Genomic DNA, 18,509 nt, shown 5'->3' with positions numbered 1-18,509 from the left:
TGCAACTTTGATTGAAAGTTTTGTCATCTAGGGTGACAAATCCTTCGGCCCCCTCAGCAGGCAACTGGAGCGTTCCTCCATGTCCGACAGATCCACCGCCGTGCCCGCACAGTCCTCCGCCACCGCCGCGTACGCCCGGATCTACGAGGAGCAGCAGCCGCGGCTGGTCGCGTACGCCCGTTCCCTCACCCGGAACGCCTGGACGGCCGAGGACCTCGTCGCCGAGGCGCACTTCCGGGTGTGGCGGCGGCTGGCCGCCGGGCACGAGATCGACAACATACCGGCGTATCTCAGGACGACGGTGCGGCATCTGGCGATCGCCTCCGGGACGGCGGTGCGTGAGACGCCGCAGGATCCGCAGTCCGACGAGCGGGCCGAGCCCGGCACGCACGGCGGCGACCCCGCCGAACAGGTGTCCTCCGTCGACATGGTGGTACGGGTGCTGGGCCAGCTGCCCGAGCGCTGGGTGAAGGCGCTGTGGCTGGCGGACGCGGAGGGCCAGCCGCTGGCGGCGATCGGGCCGCAGCTCGGCACCAAGGAGGGCGCCACGGCCGTCCTCCTGCACCGCGCCCGGGAAGGCATGCGGCAGGCCTTCCTGCGGGCCCAGACCGGCGCCCCCGACGACCCCGCGTGCCAGGTCCACTGGGCCCGGATGCCCGCGTACGTCCGTGGCGCCGCGACCGAGCGGCAGCGCGAGCGGCTGCTCGGCCATGTGGACGCGTGCGACGACTGCCGGGCGCGCCTCGCCGCCCTGATGCACGCCAACGACCGGCTGCCCGCGCTGGTCGGCCCGGCGCTGCTCCTCGTGGCGGTGGGCGGCACGGGCAAGTACCTCCTCGCCTCGGCCGGGGCGGCCGGCGCGGCGGGTGCCCACGGCGCCGGGCTGCTGCACGGCGTACGGCATGCCGCCGTCGGCGGTGCCAAGGCGCCCGTGGCGGTGGCCGCCGGCGCCGTCGTGGCGGGCGCCGCCGCCGTCTGTCTCATCGTGCTCGGACCGGCCGACTCCTCCCCGGCGCCCGCGCAGCGCACGCCCGTCGCCGACGTCCCCGCGCTGCGGACGCCGGTGGCCGAGGCCCCGCCGCCGCGCGCCGCCGTCCGGGCGGAGGCGGCCGACGACCACGACACCTCCGTACAGGCGGCCGACGTCCGGCCGGAGCAGCCGTTCCGGGAGGTCGCCGTGGCGACGCCCACCGCCGCGCCCCGCACCGACGACGAGCCGGCGCCCACGGAGACGACGGCACCGGAGACGACGGCACCGGCGGCGGAGCCCACGGACGAGGCGCCGTCGCCCGTCGAGACCGCGCCGGGGGAGAAGCAGCCCCCGACGGACGACGGATCGCCGGAGGCCCCGGAACCCTCGACGCCCGCCTACGAGACCCCGGAACCCGAAATCCCGCAGCCGACCGCCACGGCGCCCGCCGAGGACCCCGATCCGGGTTCCGGGGGCGGCGGTTCCGACTGCGACACCCCCGAACGCCGCCACGGGCACGACCGGCACGGGGGCCGTCACCACAGGGGCTGAACAGGGGACTGCGCCCAGGTCTCCGACGGCGTCGTGCCGTGCCCCACGGGATGGCTCAGCGGCACCACGCCCGTACAGCGGCCGTCGCGGTCCAGCAGCCGGCCCATGTGCTTGACCGTGCGCAGCACCACCGAGCGGTCGTCGACCGTGAGGCGGGGCAACTGGCGGGAGAGATGGGCCTCGAAGGCGTGCACGTCGTGCAGGGCCCGCAGCCAGACGTCGACGACGAGGTTGTGCGGGCCCGCCGTGATGGAGCAGGAACGGACCTCGCGCACGGCGGCCAGGGCCCGGCTGGTCTCCTCCACGTACTGGCCCGGCACCGAGGCGAAGTACACGGCGGACAGCGGCCAGCCCGACAGCGGGCGCGCCAGGTCGCAGCGGAGCACCAGCCGTGAGGCGAGCAGGGACTGGAGCCTGCGGCGCAGGGTCGTCAGGCTCGTCCCGGTCGCCGCCGCCAGGTCGCGCAGGGACATCCGGCCGTCCGTGCTCAGCAGTTCCAGCAGTCGGTCGTCGAGGGAGTCCCAGCCCGCCTCGGCCGCGACCGCCGCCGGCTCGGGGAGGGCCGCCTCGATACGGGCGGCCTGGGCCGCGTCCAGGCTGCGCAGCCGCCAGCGGCTGCCCTCGGTCGGCAGACCGGTCGAGACATGTGTGCGGGTGGCACGGATGCCGGGTGTCCGCTGGAAGAGATGGGTGGTGAGCCCGGCCAGCTCGTCCAGCGTGCGGGTCTGCACGGAGGCCACCAGATCACGACCTCCCGCGGTGAGCTTGATGTTGCTCACCTCGGGAGACGCCGCCAGCGCCCGCGCCACGTCATCGGCGACACCCGGCTCGGTGTCCACCTCGACCACCGCGGTCACCACGATCCGCGAGTTGGTCAGCCGGGGATAGGCGGTCACCCACGCCAGCCCCGCCTCGGTGAGCCGGTGCCAACGGCGGGCCGCGGTCACCGGGTTGACGCCGAGCACCTCACCGACCAGCTTCCACGGCGCCCGGGGACGAATCTGCAGGGCGTGCACCACCGCACGGTCCAGCTCGTCCAGCTCCACGTCCCCCACGCCCGCCGCGGCGGTCCTTTCCTGCACACCCCGGGGCGGCACATCCCTGCGCGTCCCGGGGGAATCCGGCGCGAAAACTGCGCCGTGACACGAGGTTGTCCTGCGCATCCCACACTCCCTCTCCAACTGCTCCCGACACCAGAGGAGTGACCGCGCCCGATGACGCTCGTCACCACACCGGAGGCGGCCCCGACCGCCCTGCACATCCACAACGCCCGGCTCATCGACGGCACCGGCGCCGCCCCGGTGGAGGACGCCGTCGTCCGCACCGACGCCGAGGGGACCGTCCTGTACGCCGGACCCGCCGCGACGGCGCCCACCGCTTCCGGGGATGCTTCCCCGCTCCGGGTGATCGACGCCGGCGGCCGTACCGTCCTGCCCGGCTTCTTCGACTGCCATGTCCACCTCGCCTACGCACAGGGCTCCCCGCCCGGCCGCCGCGCCGAACTGGACCCCGTACTGGTCACCCTGGACACGGCGGGACGGCTGCGTCAGACCCTCGACGCGGGCATCACCAGCGCCCGGGACCTCGGCGGCCTCTCGGCGGGCTACCGCACCGCCGTCGAGACCGGCCGGATCGTGGGCCCGCGGCTGCACACCGCCGTACGGATCATCAGCCACACCGGCGGCCACGCCGACGTCCGCCTGCCCGACGGTACCGACCTGAGCGCCGGGATGTCCGAGATCGCCGACACCAGCGACGAGGCCCGGCTCGCCGTGCGCCGGGTGCTGCGCGAGGGCGCCGACCTGGTGAAGGTCTGCGCCACCGGCGGCATGGGCAGCCCCTACGACCAGCCCGACGACGAGGGCCTCCTCGAGGAGGAGATCCGGGCCGTCGTGGACGAGGCCCGCCGCCACGGCGGCAAGCCCGTCGCCGCCCACGCCCAGGGCAACGCCGGCATCCTCAACGCCCTGCGCGGCGGCGTGACCAGCATCGAACACGGCTACGGCCTCGACCAGCGGGCCCTGGACCTGGCCGGTGAACAGGGCACCTTCGTCGTCCCGACGCTGTCCACCGTGTACGCCGGCATCAACAAGGACACGATGCCCGACTACCACTACCAGAAGAAGGTCCGCTGGTCCGGGCTCACCAAGGAGAACATCGCCCGCGCCATCGAGTACGGTGCCAGGATCGCGCTGGGCACCGACGCCGCGGTCGGCCCGCACGGCGTGAACCTGATGGAGCTCAGCTACCTGGTCGACCTCGGCATGGACCCGATGGCCGCCATCGTGGCCGGCACCCGCACCTCCGCCGAACTCCTCGGCGTGGCCGACCGGCTGGGCACCCTTGCCGCCGGCCGCACCGCCGACCTGATCCTCTGCGACGGCGATCCGCTCGCCGACATCGGCGTCCTCGGAGACCCCGCGCGCATCGTCTGCGTCGTCCAGGACGGCGTCGTACGCAAAGACCTCCTCGCGACCACTCCCGCACCTGCCGCGACCGGAAGGCGGCCCTGATGCCCTCACAGACCGACCTCCCCGCCCCACCCACCGACTCCCCGGACTCCGGCAGAGCCACCCCCCTCGACCGGGTGCTCTCGCTCATCGAGCGGGCCGGGAACGCCCTGCCCAACCCGGTCGTCCTGTTCTCCGTCCTGTTCCTGCTGCTTGCCGTCGCCTCCACCGCGCTCGACCTGGGCGGCGTGTCCGTCCGGGTCCCCGGCGGCGACGAGACCAAGCACATCACCGGCCTCCTCACCGGCGAGGGCGTCAGCTGGCTGGTGGAGAACCTCGTCGTCAACTTCGCCACCTTCCCCCCGATCGGCGCCGTACTGGTGCTGATCATGGTGGTGGGGCTCTGTGAGAAGACGGGCCTGCTGGAGACCCTGATGCGGGCGACCCTGGCCAGGGTGCCCCGCGTAGTGCTGCCGTACGCCGTGGCGCTCATCGCCAGCCAGGCGCACATGATGAGCGACGTCGCCGCCATCGTGCTGCCCCCGCTGGCCGCGCTGGTGTTCAAGAGCGCCGGACGCCACCCCGTCGCCGGCCTGATCGGCGGCTTCGCCTGTGTCACCGCCGGCTACGCGGCCGGGTTCACCATCGGCTCCCTCGACGCCCTGTACGTCGGCATCACCCAGCAGGCGGCCTCGGTGCTCCCCGCCGCCGACGGACTCCACATCCATCTCCTCATCAACTACTTCTTCACGGCCGCGAGCAGCCTCGTACTGGCCACGGTGGGCGGATTCCTCATCAGCCGCGTCCTCGAACCCCGGCTCGGCGTCTACCAAGGCGGCGGCGAGGAGTCCGATCTCGCGCTGACCCCGGTCCAGCGCCGGTCGCTGCTGCGCACCGCGCTGGTCGTCCTCGTCTACCTGGCCGGCGTGCTCGCCCTGTGGCTGCCGGAGGGCGCACCGCTGCGCGGCGAGGGCGGGGCCTTCGTGCCCTCGCCGCTGCTCTCCGGCATCGTCCCCGTGCTGTTCGGCGCCTTCCTGCTGGCCGGGCTGACGTACGGCTTCGGCGTGAAGCAGCTGACCAGCGCCGAGGACGTGACCAACGCCGTCACCGAGTCGGTGCGGACCATGTCCGGCTACCTCGTGATGATGTTCGTCGCCGCCCAGGTCATCGCCCTGTTCACCTGGTCCAACGTCGGTGTGCTGCTGGCGGTGAAGGGCGCCGCGCTGTTCGACTCGCTGGGCGTGACCGGCTTCTGGGCGATCCTGGTGTTCGTCCTGCTGGTATCCTGCCTCAACCTGTTCATCCTCTCCGGCTCCGCCCTGTGGTCCCTGGTCGGCCCGGTGTTCGTCCCCGCGTTCATGCTGATGGGGATGAGTCCGGCGCTCACCCAGGCCGCCTTCCGGATCGGTGACTCGGCGACCGGGGTGATCACACCGATGAACCCCTACGTGTTCCTGATCCTGGCGATGCTCCGCCAGTACGAGCCCGACGCCAGGCTCGGCACGCTCATCTCCCGGCTCGCCATCTTCGTGGTGCCGTTCATGGTGGTGTGGCTGGCGATCCTCGGGGTCTTCTACGGATTCGACCTGCCACTCGGGCCCGGCGCGCACATCGGCCTCAAGTGACCGCGTTACCCGGCCGCGGCCCAGGCCAGCACGGTCTCGGCGAACTCCCCGGGCAACTGCTCGGGGAGTGGCACATGACCGCCCGACAGCACCCGGGTCTCGCAGCCCAGGGCCGCGGCGAACCTCTCCAGGGCGGGCAGCGAGTAGTGGTCGCCGGGCGCGCAGACGGCGAGGGTGCGGGCGGTGACGTACGGCAGCCGCAGGTCCATCCCGTAGGTGCGCACCGCCACATGGCCGTCCTCGACCCGGTCCAGGACGGTCAGCGCGTCGATCACGAACCGGTTCAGCGCGGCCTCCTCACCGTCCCGGTAGAAGCCGCGCCGCCGGTTCCACAGGTCGAGGAGGTGGGAGCCGTCGGGCTTCGGCTCGACGAGGTCGACGGGCTTGCGCTCGCCGGCCGTGCGCCGCTTCTCCTCGTCGATGAAGGGCGTGGCGGACAGCAGCAGGCTCGCCACCCGGTCCTTGAGCCGGGCGGCGACCTCCACCGCGATCACCCCGCCGGTGTGATGGCCGACGAGGTGGAAGCGGTCCAGGCCGAGCGCGTCGGCAAGCTCCTCGACGCCGTCCGCGAACCGCTCGATCGAGTGCGGCCCGTCCGGCTTCGCGGAGGCGCCGAAGCCCAGGGTGTCCATGGCGATGGCCCGCTGCCGGGCACCGACCAGCGGCAGCACATCCACGTACTCCGTCCAGGAGCGCGGAGTCTGATGGAGCATCAGAACCGGCTCGCCGCCGGTGCCGCACTCCACGTAGTGCAACTGGCCGAACTCGCTGGGTACATAGCCTTTGCGCAGTGTCATTTCGCCTCCATCACCTGAGAGTTGGCAGAACCGAGGCTCCGACGGCCTCGATCAGTTCGGTGGGCGGATCGTAGGACCCGACGTGCTGGAGGAGAACTCCGCCGACGCCGCTCGCGTGCAGCGCGCCCAGCCGCCCGGCGATCTCGTCGGCCGTGCCGAACAGACAGAACTCCTCCGCGAACCGCAGCGCCGCCTCGTCGCTGATCCAGGCCGAGCAGATCTCGACGGCCGCCTTCCAGTCCTCCGCGTGGACCAGGTCGGGATACACCCCCTCGACCACCTTCGGCACCTCGACGTCGATCCCCGCGAGCGCGAGGAACGATGCCCCGCCGTTCTGGGCGATCGAGGCGCAGATCGGCTTGACGAGCCGGGCCGCCGCCTCGACGTCGTCCGTCACCGCGCAGAACGCCGACACCGTGAGCGGTACGTCTCCCGCGTCGCGGCCCGCCGCCTCGGCACCCTCGCGCACCCGTGCCGACGCCTGCGCCAGCGTCCTCGGCGAGACCCCGCTCAGCAGGACCACCCCGTCGGCCACCTCGCCCGCCAGCCGCAGATTGCGCGGCCCGCTCGCCGCCACCAGCAGCGGCACCTCCGGCCGGGGATCCCGCAGCCGGGACCGGACCCGGCCGGCGAACTCCCGCTCCTCGCCCGCCAGCAGGCCCCGCACCACGGCCAGCCCCTCCCGCAGCTCGGCGGAGGTGCTCTGCCGCAGGCCCACCGGCCCCACCGAGCTGTTGCCGACGCCGAGGCCCAGCGCGAACCGGCCCGGCGCCAGCTCCGCCACGCTGCGGGCGGCCGACGCCACGACAGCCGGATGCCGGGTCACCAGGTTCGTCACCGCGGTACCGAGCCCGATCCGTTCCGTGCCCAGGGCGGCGGCGGTGAGCGTGGTGAACACATCCCGCCACAGCAACTGCGAGTCGGGGAACCAGACGTCGTCGAAGCCCAGCTCCTCCGCCCTGCGGACGGTTTCGGCGACCCGGTCCGCGCGGTCGCAGGGCGGGACGCGGATGCCGATCCGGAGTGGTGCGCGGTCTGTTGCGGATGCGTCGTTCATGGCTCGGAGCGTAGGAGCGGGCCGGTGCCCCGCCCCACGGAATCGTTCCGGTGAGCGAGACAGCCCGTCTCACGCCAGGCGGTCCCAGGTACCGGCCGACACCCCGCGCTCCCGCAGCACGGCCTTGCGCACCTTGCCGGTCTCGGTCAGCGGCAGGGCCCGTACGGTCTCGACGTACCGGGGCACCGCGAACGCGGGCAGGTCCCGCGCGCAGTGCCCGGCCAACTCCGCCGGATCCAGCACGTGTCCCGGCCGGACCACCACCGCGACCATCACCTCGTCCTCCGCCAGCTCCGAGGCCACCGGGAAGGCCGCCGCCCCCGCGACCGCCGGATGGGAGCGGACCGCGGCCTCGACCTCACCGGAGGAGATGTTCTCGCCCCGGCGCCTGATGACGTCGCTCACGCGGTCGACGAAGCGGAACCAGCCGTCGGGCTCGCGCACCACCCGGTCGCCGGTCCGCCGCCAGGACCCCGGGGGCGGGGGTGGCTCGCCCACCCGGCCGGTCGAGAAGGCGTACGGCCGTTGGGTACGGACGTGCAGTTCACCCGGCGTGCCGTCCGGCACCGGCGCCAGCCGCTCGTCCACCACCCGCGCGGCGAACCCGGGACGCACGGTGCCCATGTACCCGGGGCGGTACTCCTCGGGCGTCGAACCGATGACGAGGTTGGTCTCCGTCGACCCGAACCCGTCGACCAGCCGCACCCCGAAGCGGTCCCGGAACGCCTCCCACGCGGCGGCCGGCGTCGCCGGGGACAGCCCGCGCCGCACCCGGTGGGCGCGGTCGTACGGCCCGGGCGGCTGCGCCAGCAGCATCGGCACCATCGCGCCCAGCAGATGCACGGCCGTGGCCCCCGCCTCCGTCACCTGGGACCAGTACCGCGAGGCGGAGAACCGCTCGCCGATCACACAGGTCGCGCCGACCGACATCGCCTGCGCCGGTGTGTGCAGGGCGTTGGTGTGGAACAGCGGCAGACAGGTGTGCAGCACGTCGTCGGCGGTCAGCCGCAGGGAGTCGGCGACGTTGCGGCCCCACCACACGAACTGGGCCTGCGGGCAGCGGACTCCGCGCGGGACCCCGGTCGTCCCCGAGGTGAACAGGACCGTGGCGGTGTCCTGCGGGCGGACCGGAGCGGGCGGGAGCGGTGCGGCCACGCCGGGCACGGGGGCGTCCGCCGCGCCCGGCGTCCAGACGACACTGTCGACCGGTTCCGTGAGGAACTCGGGCTCCGCGTACACGAACCGGGGCCGCGCCTGGTCCAGGACGTGGCGCAACGACCGTCCGCGCAGGCCGGTGTTGAGCGGCACCGCCACCGCGCCGAGCCAGGCACAGCCCAGGATCAGGTCGACCAGCTCGACGCGGTTGGACAGCAGGGCAGCGACACGGTCGCCCGGCCGGCAGCCCCGGGCCGCGAGCGCCCCCGCCATGCCGGCCGTCGCCTCGCGGGTCTCGGCGTACGTCCGTGTCGTGGCCCCGATGCGCAGGAAGACCCGGTCGCCGTACCGGTCGGCGGCTGTCTCGATCAACTCCGCAACGGTCCGGGTCAACGCAGCACCCCGCCCTCCCGGAGCCGTCGCAGCCGCTCCGGCGGGAGCACCTCGCCGAGCACCTCGTCGGTGTCGGCGCCGAGCAGCGGCGCGGGCCGGCGGATCCCGCCCGGGGTGCGGGTGAGACGGATGGGCAGGCCCTCGTGGAGGAAGGCCCCGGCGGCCGGATGCGTCATCCGCACATAGAACCCGCGCGCCCTCAACTGCGGGTCGTGCTCGACGAGTTCACGGCCGTCCTGCACCGCTCCGGCGGGTACTCCGCGCTCCTGGAGCGCCTCGGCGGCGGCGTCGGCGGGCAGCGTTCGGGCCCAGGCGCCGAGCGCGCCGTCGACCAGCTCACCGTGCCGTCGGCGCAGGTCCGCCGTCGACAGCCGTGCGTCGGCGGCCAGTTCGGGCCGTTCGATCACCTCGCACAGCGCCGCCCACTCCGCGTCCGACCGCACGGCCACCGCCAGCCAGCGGTCCGCGCCCAGGCTCCGGTACACGCCGTGCGGACTCCACTCCGGGTGCGCGTTGCCGATCGGCGCACGGGCGGAGGTGAGCAGGCTGGTGCCCATGTGGGCCGCGACGGCCTCGAGTTGGGACAGGTCGACATGCTGCCCGCGTCCGGTCTCGGACCGGTGCTCCAGGGCGGCGACGGTGGCCAGCGCGGCGTGGAGACCCGCGACGATGTCGCCGTGGCCGTAGATCACCCCGACCACGTCGTCCGGCCCCCAGCCCGTCAGCCCGGTCAGTCCGCCTGCCGCCGAGACGGTGTCGGCGTACGACACCCAGCCGGCGCGCGGTCCGGTGTGCCCCATGCCCGACATGCTCACATAGACCAGGCCGGGGTTGATCTCCCGCAGCGTCTCGTACCCGAGCCCGAGCTTCCGCATGACCGTGGCGCTGTAGTTCTCCACGAGGACGTCGCAGGACGCGACGAGCTCGCGCAGCACCGCCACCCCCTCCTCGGTCCGCGTGTCCAGCGCGACGCTCCGCTTGTTGCGGTTGACCTCGTTGAAGTAACCGTTGGTGTCGGGGTCGGTGTGCGGACCGCGCGAGAGGTGCATGAACGGCGCGAACCGGGTGGGGTCGGCGCGGCTCACCGACTCGACCTTGACGACATCGGCGCCGTGGTCGGCCAGCACCTTCGTGCAGTACGGCCCCGCCAGCACCCAGGTCAGGTCCAGGACCCGTACGCCGTCCAGGGCGGGGGCGGCGTCAGCGCCGGAGCCGGAGCCGGAGCCGGAGCCGGAGCCGGAGCCGGAGCCGGAGCCGGGGCGGCGCGGCTCGTTGAGGAGTGCCTGGTCGGCCCCGGCCTCCGGCACGGTCAGCGAGGCGATCCGGCGTCCCTCCGGGAAGGGGAAGGGAAAGCCGAGATCGGTCCGGTCGCCGGCGCGCACGAAGAAGTCACGGGCGGCGAGCTGCGGATTGGCCGGCAGTTCGGCGGGGACGTCCACGGCGGCCCAGGGCAGCTTCCGCTCCTGCGCCTGCTCCGCGAACTCCGCCTTGGGCCGGGTGCCGATGAACTCCTGGACGACCTTGAAGACGTACTCCTGATGCGCCTTGCGCTCGACGGGATCCTGCCAGCGCGGCTCCGCGAGGTCGGCCTGCGCGCCCTCCTCGCACAGCCAGGCCAGCAGCGCGTCCCACATGCGCGGGCTGCCGCCGAGCCCGCCGCCCACATGGCCGTCGGCGGCCCGGAACAGCCCGTGCGGGACCAGCGGATGCACCCGTCCCGGCCGGGGCGGCACCCGGTCCTCGTGCAGATAGGCGAGGGTGCCCGCCTCCAGGGCCGCCGCGACGCACGCCTGCGCGGAGACGTCCACCAACTGTCCCGGCCCCCGGCGGCGCGCCCGCAGGCCGAGCAGGACGGCGATGGCGGCGTTGACACCCGCGAGCTGTTCCGCCTGGTTCTCCGGCAGCCGCAGCGGTGGGCCGTCCGGGTCGCCGACCTGCGCGAGCATCCCACCGGTCGCGGCCACCACGAGATCGGTGCCCTGCCAGTGGCTGCGCGGGCCGACCAGGCCGAACGGGGTGACGCGGACGTGCACGAGATGGCCGAGCCCCTCGACGAGCCGCTCCACCCCTTCGGCGGTGCCGTCGAGGACGGCGTCCGCGCCCGCCAGCAGCTCGCGCAGTTCGGAGCTGCCCTGGCTGTTCGGGCTGCCCGGGCTGTTCGGGTCGAGGGTCACCGACCGTTTGCCGGCGTGCCAGTGGACGAACGCGTCGCCGTCCAGGGCACGCCGGTCGGGGTCGCCCTCCGGGGGCTCCACCAGGACCACCTCGTAGCCGAGCCCGACGAGCAGCCGGCCGGCGAAACGGGTGAAGGGGCTGGTCAGTTCGACGATACGCGGGGTCACCGGGCTCACCCGTGCCGCTGGTCGAGGAAGCCCGTCACGGCCGCGTAGTAGTCGTACGGCCGCTCCTCCTGCGGATGGTGCGAGACCCGGTCCATCACATGCAGGTTCCCCCGGGGCACCATGCGCGCCAGCATCAGCGGGTAGTCCGGGGTGAGGAACGCGTCGTACATGCCCCACAGGAACAGCACCGGCGCGCCGATCGCGCCGAGTTCGGCCGCCAGGTCCTGCCAGTCGCCGCGCGGGTTGTCCGACGCGCCGGCGAGGGCCGTCTCCTCCGGGTCGAGGCTCTGCTCGTGGCGCAGGGTCACCGTGCCCTCGGGGATCGCCTCCGGGTCGTACCACTCCAGACGGGCGATCAGCTCCCGCATCTTCTGCCGGGACGGGCCCGTGCCGCCGTAGTAGACGTCACGGGCGTTGCGGCCCCGCCGCCCGCCCTCGGGGAGCGGGGCGAGCGGGCCGTGGAAGACGGGCATACTGCCGGTGATCACCAACGACCGTACGCGCTCGGGGTACTTGGCCGCGAGGTTGAGCGCGATGGTCCCGCCCCAGGAGTTGCAGACGAAGTCCGCGCGCGCCACCCCGAGGGAGTCGAGGAGCGCCACCGTCTTCGCCGCGTGGTAGTCCCACATGGGGCCCTCGATGACGGGCTTCGCCGACCTGCCGTACTGGAGGATGTCGACGAGCAGACACCGGCGGTCGGCCGCGAACAGGGGCGCGACCTGGCCGAAGTCGGACCAGCCGGTGCAGCCCGGGCCGCCGCCGTGCAGGAAGACCGTCGGGCTGCCCTCGCCCAGGTCGATGTAGTGGTACTTGACGCCGTCCGCTTCCGCGTAGGCACCCTCCGGCGGGGCCTGAACGCTCATGAGGTCCATGGTCTGATCGTGGTCACCGCTGCGCATACAGTTCCTCCTCAAGACAGATCCAGGACGACCTTGCCCAGCGCCGCGCCACTGCGCAGCCGGGCCACCGCCTCGGCGAGGCCGTCGGGGGAGTGGCGCTCGATCGGCAGGGTCAGCTCGCCCGCGCTCAGCTCCGCCAGCAGCCGCTCGGCGTCCGCGGCGACCTCACGGCCCCGCGTCATCAGGTTCACCGGCAGCACCGCCACATCGGCCAGCAGGAAGTCCGCCAGGTCCACGGTGAACTCCCGGCCCGCCGTGTAGCCGACCAGGACGGCCCGCCCGCGCGGGCGCACCAGAGGGAGGGACTCCCGCAGCACCGGCCCGCCGACGGTGTCCACGAGCACGTCGACCGGCCCGCCCACCGCCTCGGCGGACAGGTCCGCCGCCAGCACCGCCTTGGCCACCGGGGGCACATGCTCCAGCTTCGCCGGACGGCCGACCACGCCGATCACCTCGGCCCCGGTCCGCGCGGCGACCTGCACCGCCAGTGCGCCCACCGCGCCGGCCGCCCCGGTCACCAGGACCCGCTCACCCGGCAGTACGGCGCCCACCGAGTGCACCGCCGCCCACGCCGTACCGGCCGGCGAGAAGAAACCGCAGGCCAGCGCGGGGTCCGTGCCCTGCGGTACGGCGGTCACGGCCGCGTCCGGCACCACGGCGTGCCGGGCCCAGCAGCCGTCCCGGCGCAGCCCGACCCCCTTGCCGTTGACCCGGACCGTACTGCCCACGGGATGGGTGTCCGAGGCCAGGACGACCCCGCTGCCGTTCGTCCCCGGCACCACCGGCAGCTCCGGCAGGATCCCGAACCGCCCGTCCACGATGTTCAGATCGAGATGGCCGACCTGGGCCGCCAGCATCCGTACGACCGTTCGGCCCGGCTCGGCCCGTGGCACCGGACGCTCCACCAGCCGGGGGAGGTCGCCGAACTGTTCGAGGACCAGCGCGGCCGACGTCTCTTCGCCCGTCTCTTCGCTCACAGTTTCACTCCGTATCGACGCAGGACCCGGGACGCCACGATCCGCAGCACACGGTCGAAGACGAATCCGAGGAGCCCGAGGGTGATGATCCCGACGAAGACCCAGTCGATGCGGCCGTAGTTGCGGGACGTCCAGATCAGCGAGCCGAGCCCGACCTGCGCGGCGACGATCTCCGCCGAGACGATGGTCAGGAAGCTGTTGCCCATCGCGAGCCGCGCTCCCGTCACGATGTGGGGCACCGTCGACGGCAGCACCACCCGGGTCAGCACCTGCCGGCGCCCGGCGCCCAGGCTCGCCGCCGCCCGCAGCTTCGACTCGCTCACCGCCATCACCCCGGCACTGGTGTTGAGGATGACGATGAACACCGACGTGTAGAAGATCAGCACGACCTTGGACGACTCGCCGATGCCCAGCCACACGACCGCCAGTGTCACGAAGGCGATGGGCGGGATGAACCGGAAGAACTCGATGTACGGCTCAAGGAGTTGGCGCACGATCCGGATCTGCCCGATCAGCAGGCCCGCCGGGACGCCCACCAGCAGTCCCAGCCCCCAGCCGATCAGGATCCGGCGGCCGGAGGCAACGATCGAGTTGCCGAGGGTCCCGTCGGCCGCCAACTCGCGGGCGGCGGACAGGGTTTCCCGCGGCGAGGCCACCAGCGAGGGGCCGTAGTGCGCCGCCAGGACCTGCCACACGGCGACACCGAGGACGACGGACAGGGCGTAGAGGCCCACCGTCCGGGCCCGGGCCCGGACGGCCCGCAGCGCCGGGCGCGCGGTGCGGGGCTTGGGCGCGGTGTCGAGGGTGACGGTCGTCATCGGTCCTCCTGTGCGTCGAGGTCCCTGCCGGGATCCTGGTCGAGGCCCTGGTCGCGCAACGCCTTGCGCACCTCCTCGCCGATGTCCCGCCGCAGCTCGTGGCGGAGGGCGGCGGCGGAGGGGTCGGTCACATCCCGGGGCCCGGGCAGGTCCACCGGGTACACGGACTTGATGGACGCGGCCGGTCCCGCGGTCATCACCGCGATCCGGTCGGCGAGCAGGATCGACTCGTCGATGTCGTGCGTGACGAACACGACCGTGCAGCCCGAGACCCGCCGGATCCGGTCCATCTCCTCCTGCATCACCTGCCGGGTCTGCGCGTCCAGCGCCCCGAACGGCTCGTCCATCAGCACCACGCTCGGCTCGTTGGCCAGCACCCGCGCGATCTGCACCCGCTGCCGCATACCGCCCGACAACTGGCCCGGGAACCGGTCGGCGCAGTGCCGCAGCCCCACCAGCCGCAGATACTCGTCCACCAGCTCCGCCTGCCGCGCCCGGGACGTGCCGCGCATCCGGGGCCCGAACGCCACGTTCTGCCGGACCGTCATCCAGTCGAACAGCGCCTCGCTGCTCTGGAAGACCATGCCGAGCCCGGGATCGGGACGGGTCACCGGAACACCGTCCACGGTGACCCCGCCCCGGTACGGCGTCACGAACCCGGCCAGCGCGGACAGCAGCGTGGACTTGCCGCAGCCGCTCGGCCCGAGCAGACACAGGAACTCACCGGCGGCGATGTCGAGCGTGACGTCCCGCACCGCGTGGAACGAGCCGAACCGGATGCCGACCCCGTCGACCCGGACGGCCGCACCCCGGCCGGTCTCGATGACGTTGGCCATCACATCCCCTTCCGTCGAATTCGCGCACCGTAGAACCCGCCCGCCACGGGCCGCACGCCCCTCGGTCCACTGAACGGGACGGGTTCGTTGGACGCCCGCCGGGCCCCCGCGATGCTCCTCGGGGTCACCGCGAATTAACACCCGCCCATGGCCACGCCCCAGGGGTTCGTGGTTCCGTTCTCCGGAGGCAACGGATCGACCGGGAGGTTCTTCCCATGACCGTCACCACCCCCCATACCTCCACCAGTCCCTATTCCTCTTCGGTCATTCCCCGGGACACGGTCCCCGGCCCGGACCCGATGAACTCGGTGCTGGGCAAGGTCCGGCCCATCCTGGAGGCCTTCCGCGCCGAGGACGACAGCCTCTCGCTCGCCGAGCTGGTGCGCCGTACCGGTGTGGCCAAGGCGACCGTCCACCGGCTCGCCCAGGAGCTGGTGCTGTGGGGGCTGCTGGAGCGCGCGGGCTGCGACTACCGGCTCGGACTGCGGCTGTTCGAGATCGGTCAGCGGGTGCACCGCCAGCGCATCCTGCGCGAGGTCGCCCAGCCCTATATGGAGGACCTGCTGCTGGCCACCCACGAGACCATCCACTTCGCCATTCACGACAGCCTCGACGTCGTGTACCTGGAGAAGCTCTTCCCGCACCGGGGCCTGAACGAGGAGTCCCGGGTCGCCGGCCGGCTTCCGCTGTACTGCACGGCGACCGGCAAGGCGATCCTGGCCTTCTCCCCGCCTGCGCTGCTCGGCGCGGTCGTCAGGAACGGGCTGAAGCCCTTCACCCGCCACACCGTGACCTCACCGGGGCGGCTGCGCGTCCAGCTGGAGCGGATCCGGGCGGAACGGATCGCCACCGAGGCCGAGGAGATCCGGCTCGGCTACACCAGCACGGCCGTGCCCGTCTTCAGCGGACAGGACACCCTGGTGGGTGCCCTGTCCATCACCTCGCCCACCTACCGGATGGACCCCTCCGGCCACGCGATCGCACTGCGCGCCGCGTCCCTGGGCATCACGCGATCGCTGCGCTGAGTCCGGCGGCCGGTTCACCGCGCATGCTGCTCGTACCAGCCCTTCAGCAGCGAGCTGTCGAGGTCGGGCGACTTCTTGACGAGTTTCTGGGCGAGCAGGAAGTCGACGATCTTCCGCGACGCGATGACGTCCGGGGCGGCTATGCCGCGGGCGGTGAAGGTGATCTCCGGAAGTACCTTCACCGTCTGGTCCACCGGCAGTTTCACCTGTTTCTGCGACGCCTCCGCCGCGGCCTCGGGGTCGCTGCCGACCAGTTTGTCCGCGGCGGCCACCACCTTGAACACCTTGCCCGCCACCTCCTCGTTGTCCTTCAGCCAGCTGTCCTCGGCCAGCAGCCACTGCACGTACGTCACCCCGAAGTCCCCGCTGCGCCCGGCGATATGACCGCCCGCCGCCGCGCCCCTGGCCGCCCAGGGCTCGTACAGGACGTAGGCGTCGATCGAGCCGCGCTCCAGCAGGCTGGGTATCTCCGGCGCCGAACTCTGCAGGATCTTCACCGACTTCGGATCGATGCCGTTCTTGCGCAGGTACTGATGGGTCGCGTACAGGCCGAGCCCGCCGATCGACGCCATCGTCCTGATCTTCTGCGGGGAGGTGATGCCGTCGCGCAGGACGACCTTGAGATAGCGGTCGGAGGACTGGAAGACGCCCAGGGCCCGCAGCCCGGGGTCGTCGACCATCAGGGGCAGGGCCGTCGAGTCGGCGTTGGCGGCGATCTGGGCCGTGCCCGCGGTCACGGCCTGGGAGGCGGCGGGACCGCCCTCGGTCTTGACCAGCTCGACGTTCACCCCCTCCTTCTCGAACATGCCGCGCTCGACGGCGAGATAGAAGGGGGCGTACGAGGCGTCGATGCCGAGCGCGACCCGGACCGTCGGCAGCCCGGCCGCCGACACCCCCGTCGAGTCGGTCGACCCCGCCGTACAGGCCGTGGTGAGGGCCAGTGCCGCGCACACGGCGGTCAGGGCGCTCCTGGTGCTGAGTGTGCTGAGGCTGCTGCTTGTGCTGGTTCCGGCTGAACGCATGTCGGTACTCCCCGGGCCGGGAAACTGGTGCCGCAGACGTTCCCAGCGCGGTGCCCGAGCCGGTAAGCGGGGCGTACTGCTCACCGGAACGGGACATCCGCGGCGCACCGGAGCGGGTCGCTCAGAGCAGGCGCTGGATGTCGCCGCGCACCCGGTAGAAGCCGCCGGCCGCCTGGTGCAGGGCCTGCACGACATAGCGCGCCCCGGGCTGCCGTATCGCGCGCGGGAACTGGACGTTCAGCGACTGGTCGTAACCGTCCGACACCACGTGCACCCGGACCTTGCCCGCCTCCTGCACGCACTCCACGACGATCGCCCCGGTGGGCGCCTGCGCCACGGAGGCCACCGCGCTGACCTCCGTGGCCGGCGCGTAGGTCGGCAGCGCCGCGGCCAGCTTGACGTCCCGCGCCACCGGCACCGTGCCCTGCTGGGCCGCCGAGACGGCCGCCTCGCTCGCGTCCACGCAGACCAGCGAGCCGTCGGTGGTCACCAGGTACAGCCGCTCGTCGTGGTACTGCATCGACAGCGCCGAGCCGTCGCCCGTGCCGAGCTTCCACAGCCGGGTGCCGTCCTGGTCGAAGCAGTAGACGGACGAGGACGCGTCGCCCGCGAAGACGAACCGCCCGCCGGGCGAGGTCGCGCACGAGTACACCGCGCTGTCGCAGGCGTACGTCGCCTCGATCGCGCCGGTCGCCTTCGACAGCCGCTGGACCGCCCGGTGCGCGGTGCCCGCGTACACGACGTCGCCCTCCTGCCAGCCGAACAGGACCCCGCCCTTGGTGGGCGTGTGCCACAGCTCCCGGCCGCCGTCGGGGGCGTACGCGGTGACGCCCCGGCTGTGGCCGTGGTAGACGGCCCGGTCGTCGGCGCGGACCATCCAGGCCTGCTCGCCCTGGCTGCGGCGGGCCCACTGGTGCTCGTCCTCGTGGTCGATGACGGTGAGCCGGCCGTCACGGTCCGAGACGTCAAGGACGCCCTCGTGGATGTCCAGCCAGAAGATGTCGACGTCGGCGGCGATGTCGTACGCCGCGAACGGCAGCTTCGAGGACAGGTCGTACACCTTGCCGTCGTCACAGCCGGCGTAGATCCAGAAGTCGTCGGCGACCAGGCACTTCACGCCGTCCGGGAGGCTGAAGCGGGCCAGCACGCCGCCCTCGTGGTCCAGCGTGTACACGTCGCCCGACTGGTTGCCGACCCAGCAGCGGTCGTCGTCGACATGGATGCCGAACGCGGCGGAGCCGGTGCGGAACCGCCACAGCACGGGCGCGGCCGAGCGCGCGGTGGAGGGGGCCGAGGCCACCTGGCGCCGGGTCACGGCACGCGGCGCGCGCTGTCCGGGCACCGCGGGGGCGTATCCCTTGCGCACCTTCTCGCCGACCTTCTTCGCGGCGGCTGCCCGCGCCTTCTCGGTCGTCGCGAACGTCGTCGTCTGCGTCTGTCCGTCGGCGCCGATGCGGCCGTACCGCACGGTCACCACCAGGTCGTCGACCGTCACCTCGTAGAACTTGTGCGCGGCGCCGTCCTCCTGGGACAGCTCGAGATACGTCGTCGACACCGCGGCGGACCCGGTAGACATGGCAGATTCCTCCCC

15 protein-coding genes are annotated in these 18,509 nt (G+C 72.9%); 4 read left to right on the top strand and 11 right to left on the bottom strand.

The window, feature by feature from the left end; translation table 11 throughout:
• The first annotated feature begins 79 nt into the window (after nt 1-79).
• The gene (locus ACFPIH_RS16630) at nt 80-1,522 is read left to right on the top strand and encodes a sigma factor (RefSeq protein WP_381172202.1); all 1,443 of its coding nucleotides are present in this window, start codon (nt 80-82) and stop codon (nt 1,520-1,522) included.
• On the opposite strand, the gene ACFPIH_RS16625 is transcribed toward ACFPIH_RS16630, so the two are convergent.
• The gene (locus ACFPIH_RS16625; RefSeq protein WP_381172204.1) at nt 1,507-2,604 is read right to left on the bottom strand and encodes an Lrp/AsnC family transcriptional regulator; all 1,098 of its coding nucleotides are present in this window, start codon (nt 2,602-2,604) and stop codon (nt 1,507-1,509) included. The genes ACFPIH_RS16630 and ACFPIH_RS16625 overlap by 16 nt on opposite strands.
• A gap of 132 nt (nt 2,605-2,736) precedes the next feature.
• Here ACFPIH_RS16625 and ACFPIH_RS16620 point away from each other — a divergent pair, with 132 nt between their 5' ends.
• Both ACFPIH_RS16620 and ACFPIH_RS16615 read left to right on the top strand, forming a co-directional pair.
• Nucleotides 2,737-4,035: a metal-dependent hydrolase family protein gene (locus ACFPIH_RS16620; RefSeq protein ID WP_381172206.1), complete on the top strand. Its 1,299-nt coding sequence runs from the start codon at nt 2,737-2,739 to the stop codon at nt 4,033-4,035.
• Nucleotides 4,035-5,597, top strand: a complete 1,563-nt coding sequence (locus tag ACFPIH_RS16615; protein WP_381172208.1) for an AbgT family transporter — start codon at nt 4,035-4,037, stop codon at nt 5,595-5,597. The genes ACFPIH_RS16620 and ACFPIH_RS16615 overlap by 1 nt, the downstream gene beginning before the upstream one ends.
• Before the next feature lie 5 nt (nt 5,598-5,602).
• Here the strand turns inward: ACFPIH_RS16615 and ACFPIH_RS16610 are convergent, their stop codons facing one another.
• From ACFPIH_RS16610 to ACFPIH_RS16575, 8 genes are all read right to left on the bottom strand, one after another.
• Nucleotides 5,603-6,394: an alpha/beta fold hydrolase gene (locus ACFPIH_RS16610; RefSeq protein WP_381172210.1), complete on the bottom strand. Its 792-nt coding sequence runs from the start codon at nt 6,392-6,394 to the stop codon at nt 5,603-5,605.
• Between the two features lie 10 nt (nt 6,395-6,404).
• A complete protein-coding gene (locus ACFPIH_RS16605; protein WP_381172212.1) occupies nt 6,405-7,451 on the bottom strand; it encodes an LLM class flavin-dependent oxidoreductase in 1,047 nt (348 codons plus the stop codon).
• Between the two features lie 69 nt (nt 7,452-7,520).
• Nucleotides 7,521-8,999, bottom strand: a complete 1,479-nt coding sequence (locus ACFPIH_RS16600) for an AMP-binding protein (RefSeq protein WP_381172214.1) — start codon at nt 8,997-8,999, stop codon at nt 7,521-7,523.
• Nucleotides 8,996-11,341 carry a CaiB/BaiF CoA-transferase family protein gene (locus ACFPIH_RS16595; protein WP_381172216.1) on the bottom strand — a complete coding sequence of 782 codons (2,346 nt, stop codon included), beginning with the start codon at nt 11,339-11,341 and terminating at the stop codon, nt 8,996-8,998. Before ACFPIH_RS16595 ends, ACFPIH_RS16600 begins: the two co-directional genes overlap by 4 nt.
• Before the next feature lie 5 nt (nt 11,342-11,346).
• Nucleotides 11,347-12,213 (bottom strand): alpha/beta fold hydrolase, encoded by an 867-nt coding sequence (locus tag ACFPIH_RS16590; protein ID WP_381172752.1) that lies wholly within the window; start codon nt 12,211-12,213, stop codon nt 11,347-11,349.
• A gap of 38 nt (nt 12,214-12,251) precedes the next feature.
• Nucleotides 12,252-13,217: a quinone oxidoreductase family protein gene (locus tag ACFPIH_RS16585; protein ID WP_381172218.1), complete on the bottom strand. Its 966-nt coding sequence runs from the start codon at nt 13,215-13,217 to the stop codon at nt 12,252-12,254.
• Complete coding sequence (locus ACFPIH_RS16580) at nt 13,214-14,035, bottom strand: ABC transporter permease (RefSeq protein ID WP_381172220.1); 822 nt, start codon at nt 14,033-14,035, stop codon at nt 13,214-13,216. Before ACFPIH_RS16580 ends, ACFPIH_RS16585 begins: the two co-directional genes overlap by 4 nt.
• Complete coding sequence (locus ACFPIH_RS16575) at nt 14,032-14,871, bottom strand: ABC transporter ATP-binding protein (RefSeq protein ID WP_381172223.1); 840 nt, start codon at nt 14,869-14,871, stop codon at nt 14,032-14,034. Before ACFPIH_RS16575 ends, ACFPIH_RS16580 begins: the two co-directional genes overlap by 4 nt.
• A gap of 215 nt (nt 14,872-15,086) precedes the next feature.
• Here ACFPIH_RS16575 and ACFPIH_RS16570 point away from each other — a divergent pair, with 215 nt between their 5' ends.
• A complete protein-coding gene (locus ACFPIH_RS16570; RefSeq protein WP_381172225.1) occupies nt 15,087-15,896 on the top strand; it encodes an IclR family transcriptional regulator in 810 nt (269 codons plus the stop codon).
• Nucleotides 15,897-15,910: 14 nt separating this feature from the next.
• Here ACFPIH_RS16570 and ACFPIH_RS16565 read toward each other — a convergent pair whose 3' ends face one another.
• Both ACFPIH_RS16565 and ACFPIH_RS16560 read right to left on the bottom strand, forming a co-directional pair.
• On the bottom strand, nt 15,911-16,918 hold the full coding sequence (locus tag ACFPIH_RS16565) for an ABC transporter substrate-binding protein (RefSeq protein WP_381172227.1): 1,008 nt from the start codon (nt 16,916-16,918) through the stop codon (nt 15,911-15,913).
• Nucleotides 16,919-17,039: 121 nt separating this feature from the next.
• Nucleotides 17,040-18,494: a WGR domain-containing protein gene (locus ACFPIH_RS16560; RefSeq protein WP_381172229.1), complete on the bottom strand. Its 1,455-nt coding sequence runs from the start codon at nt 18,492-18,494 to the stop codon at nt 17,040-17,042.
• Between the last annotated feature and the right edge of the window lie 15 nt (nt 18,495-18,509).

The organism is Streptomyces vulcanius, assembly GCF_042653945.1.
GTDB lineage: Bacteria > Actinomycetota > Actinomycetes > Streptomycetales > Streptomycetaceae > Streptomyces > Streptomyces mangrovi.
The sequence above is the reverse complement of the archived record's forward strand: the minus strand, read 5'-3'. Positions and strand labels throughout refer to the sequence as shown.

What these genes read in the sequence shown, in the direction of transcription:
- ACFPIH_RS16560 (WP_381172229.1), bottom strand. Translation starts at nt 18,494, where the DNA reads ATGTCTACCGGGTCCGCCGCGGTGTCGACGACGTATCTCGAGCTGTCC.
- ACFPIH_RS16590 (WP_381172752.1), bottom strand. Translation starts at nt 12,213, where the DNA reads ATGGACCTCATGAGCGTTCAGGCCCCGCCGGAGGGTGCCTACGCGGAA.
- ACFPIH_RS16575 (WP_381172223.1), bottom strand. Translation starts at nt 14,871, where the DNA reads ATGGCCAACGTCATCGAGACCGGCCGGGGTGCGGCCGTCCGGGTCGAC.
- ACFPIH_RS16610 (WP_381172210.1), bottom strand. Translation starts at nt 6,394, where the DNA reads ATGACACTGCGCAAAGGCTATGTACCCAGCGAGTTCGGCCAGTTGCAC.
- ACFPIH_RS16630 (WP_381172202.1), top strand. Translation starts at nt 80, where the DNA reads ATGTCCGACAGATCCACCGCCGTGCCCGCACAGTCCTCCGCCACCGCC.
- ACFPIH_RS16565 (WP_381172227.1), bottom strand. Translation starts at nt 16,918, where the DNA reads ATGCGTTCAGCCGGAACCAGCACAAGCAGCAGCCTCAGCACACTCAGC.
- ACFPIH_RS16580 (WP_381172220.1), bottom strand. Translation starts at nt 14,035, where the DNA reads ATGACGACCGTCACCCTCGACACCGCGCCCAAGCCCCGCACCGCGCGC.
- ACFPIH_RS16570 (WP_381172225.1), top strand. Translation starts at nt 15,087, where the DNA reads ATGACCGTCACCACCCCCCATACCTCCACCAGTCCCTATTCCTCTTCG.
- ACFPIH_RS16620 (WP_381172206.1), top strand. Translation starts at nt 2,737, where the DNA reads ATGACGCTCGTCACCACACCGGAGGCGGCCCCGACCGCCCTGCACATC.
- ACFPIH_RS16615 (WP_381172208.1), top strand. Translation starts at nt 4,035, where the DNA reads ATGCCCTCACAGACCGACCTCCCCGCCCCACCCACCGACTCCCCGGAC.
- ACFPIH_RS16605 (WP_381172212.1), bottom strand. Translation starts at nt 7,451, where the DNA reads ATGAACGACGCATCCGCAACAGACCGCGCACCACTCCGGATCGGCATC.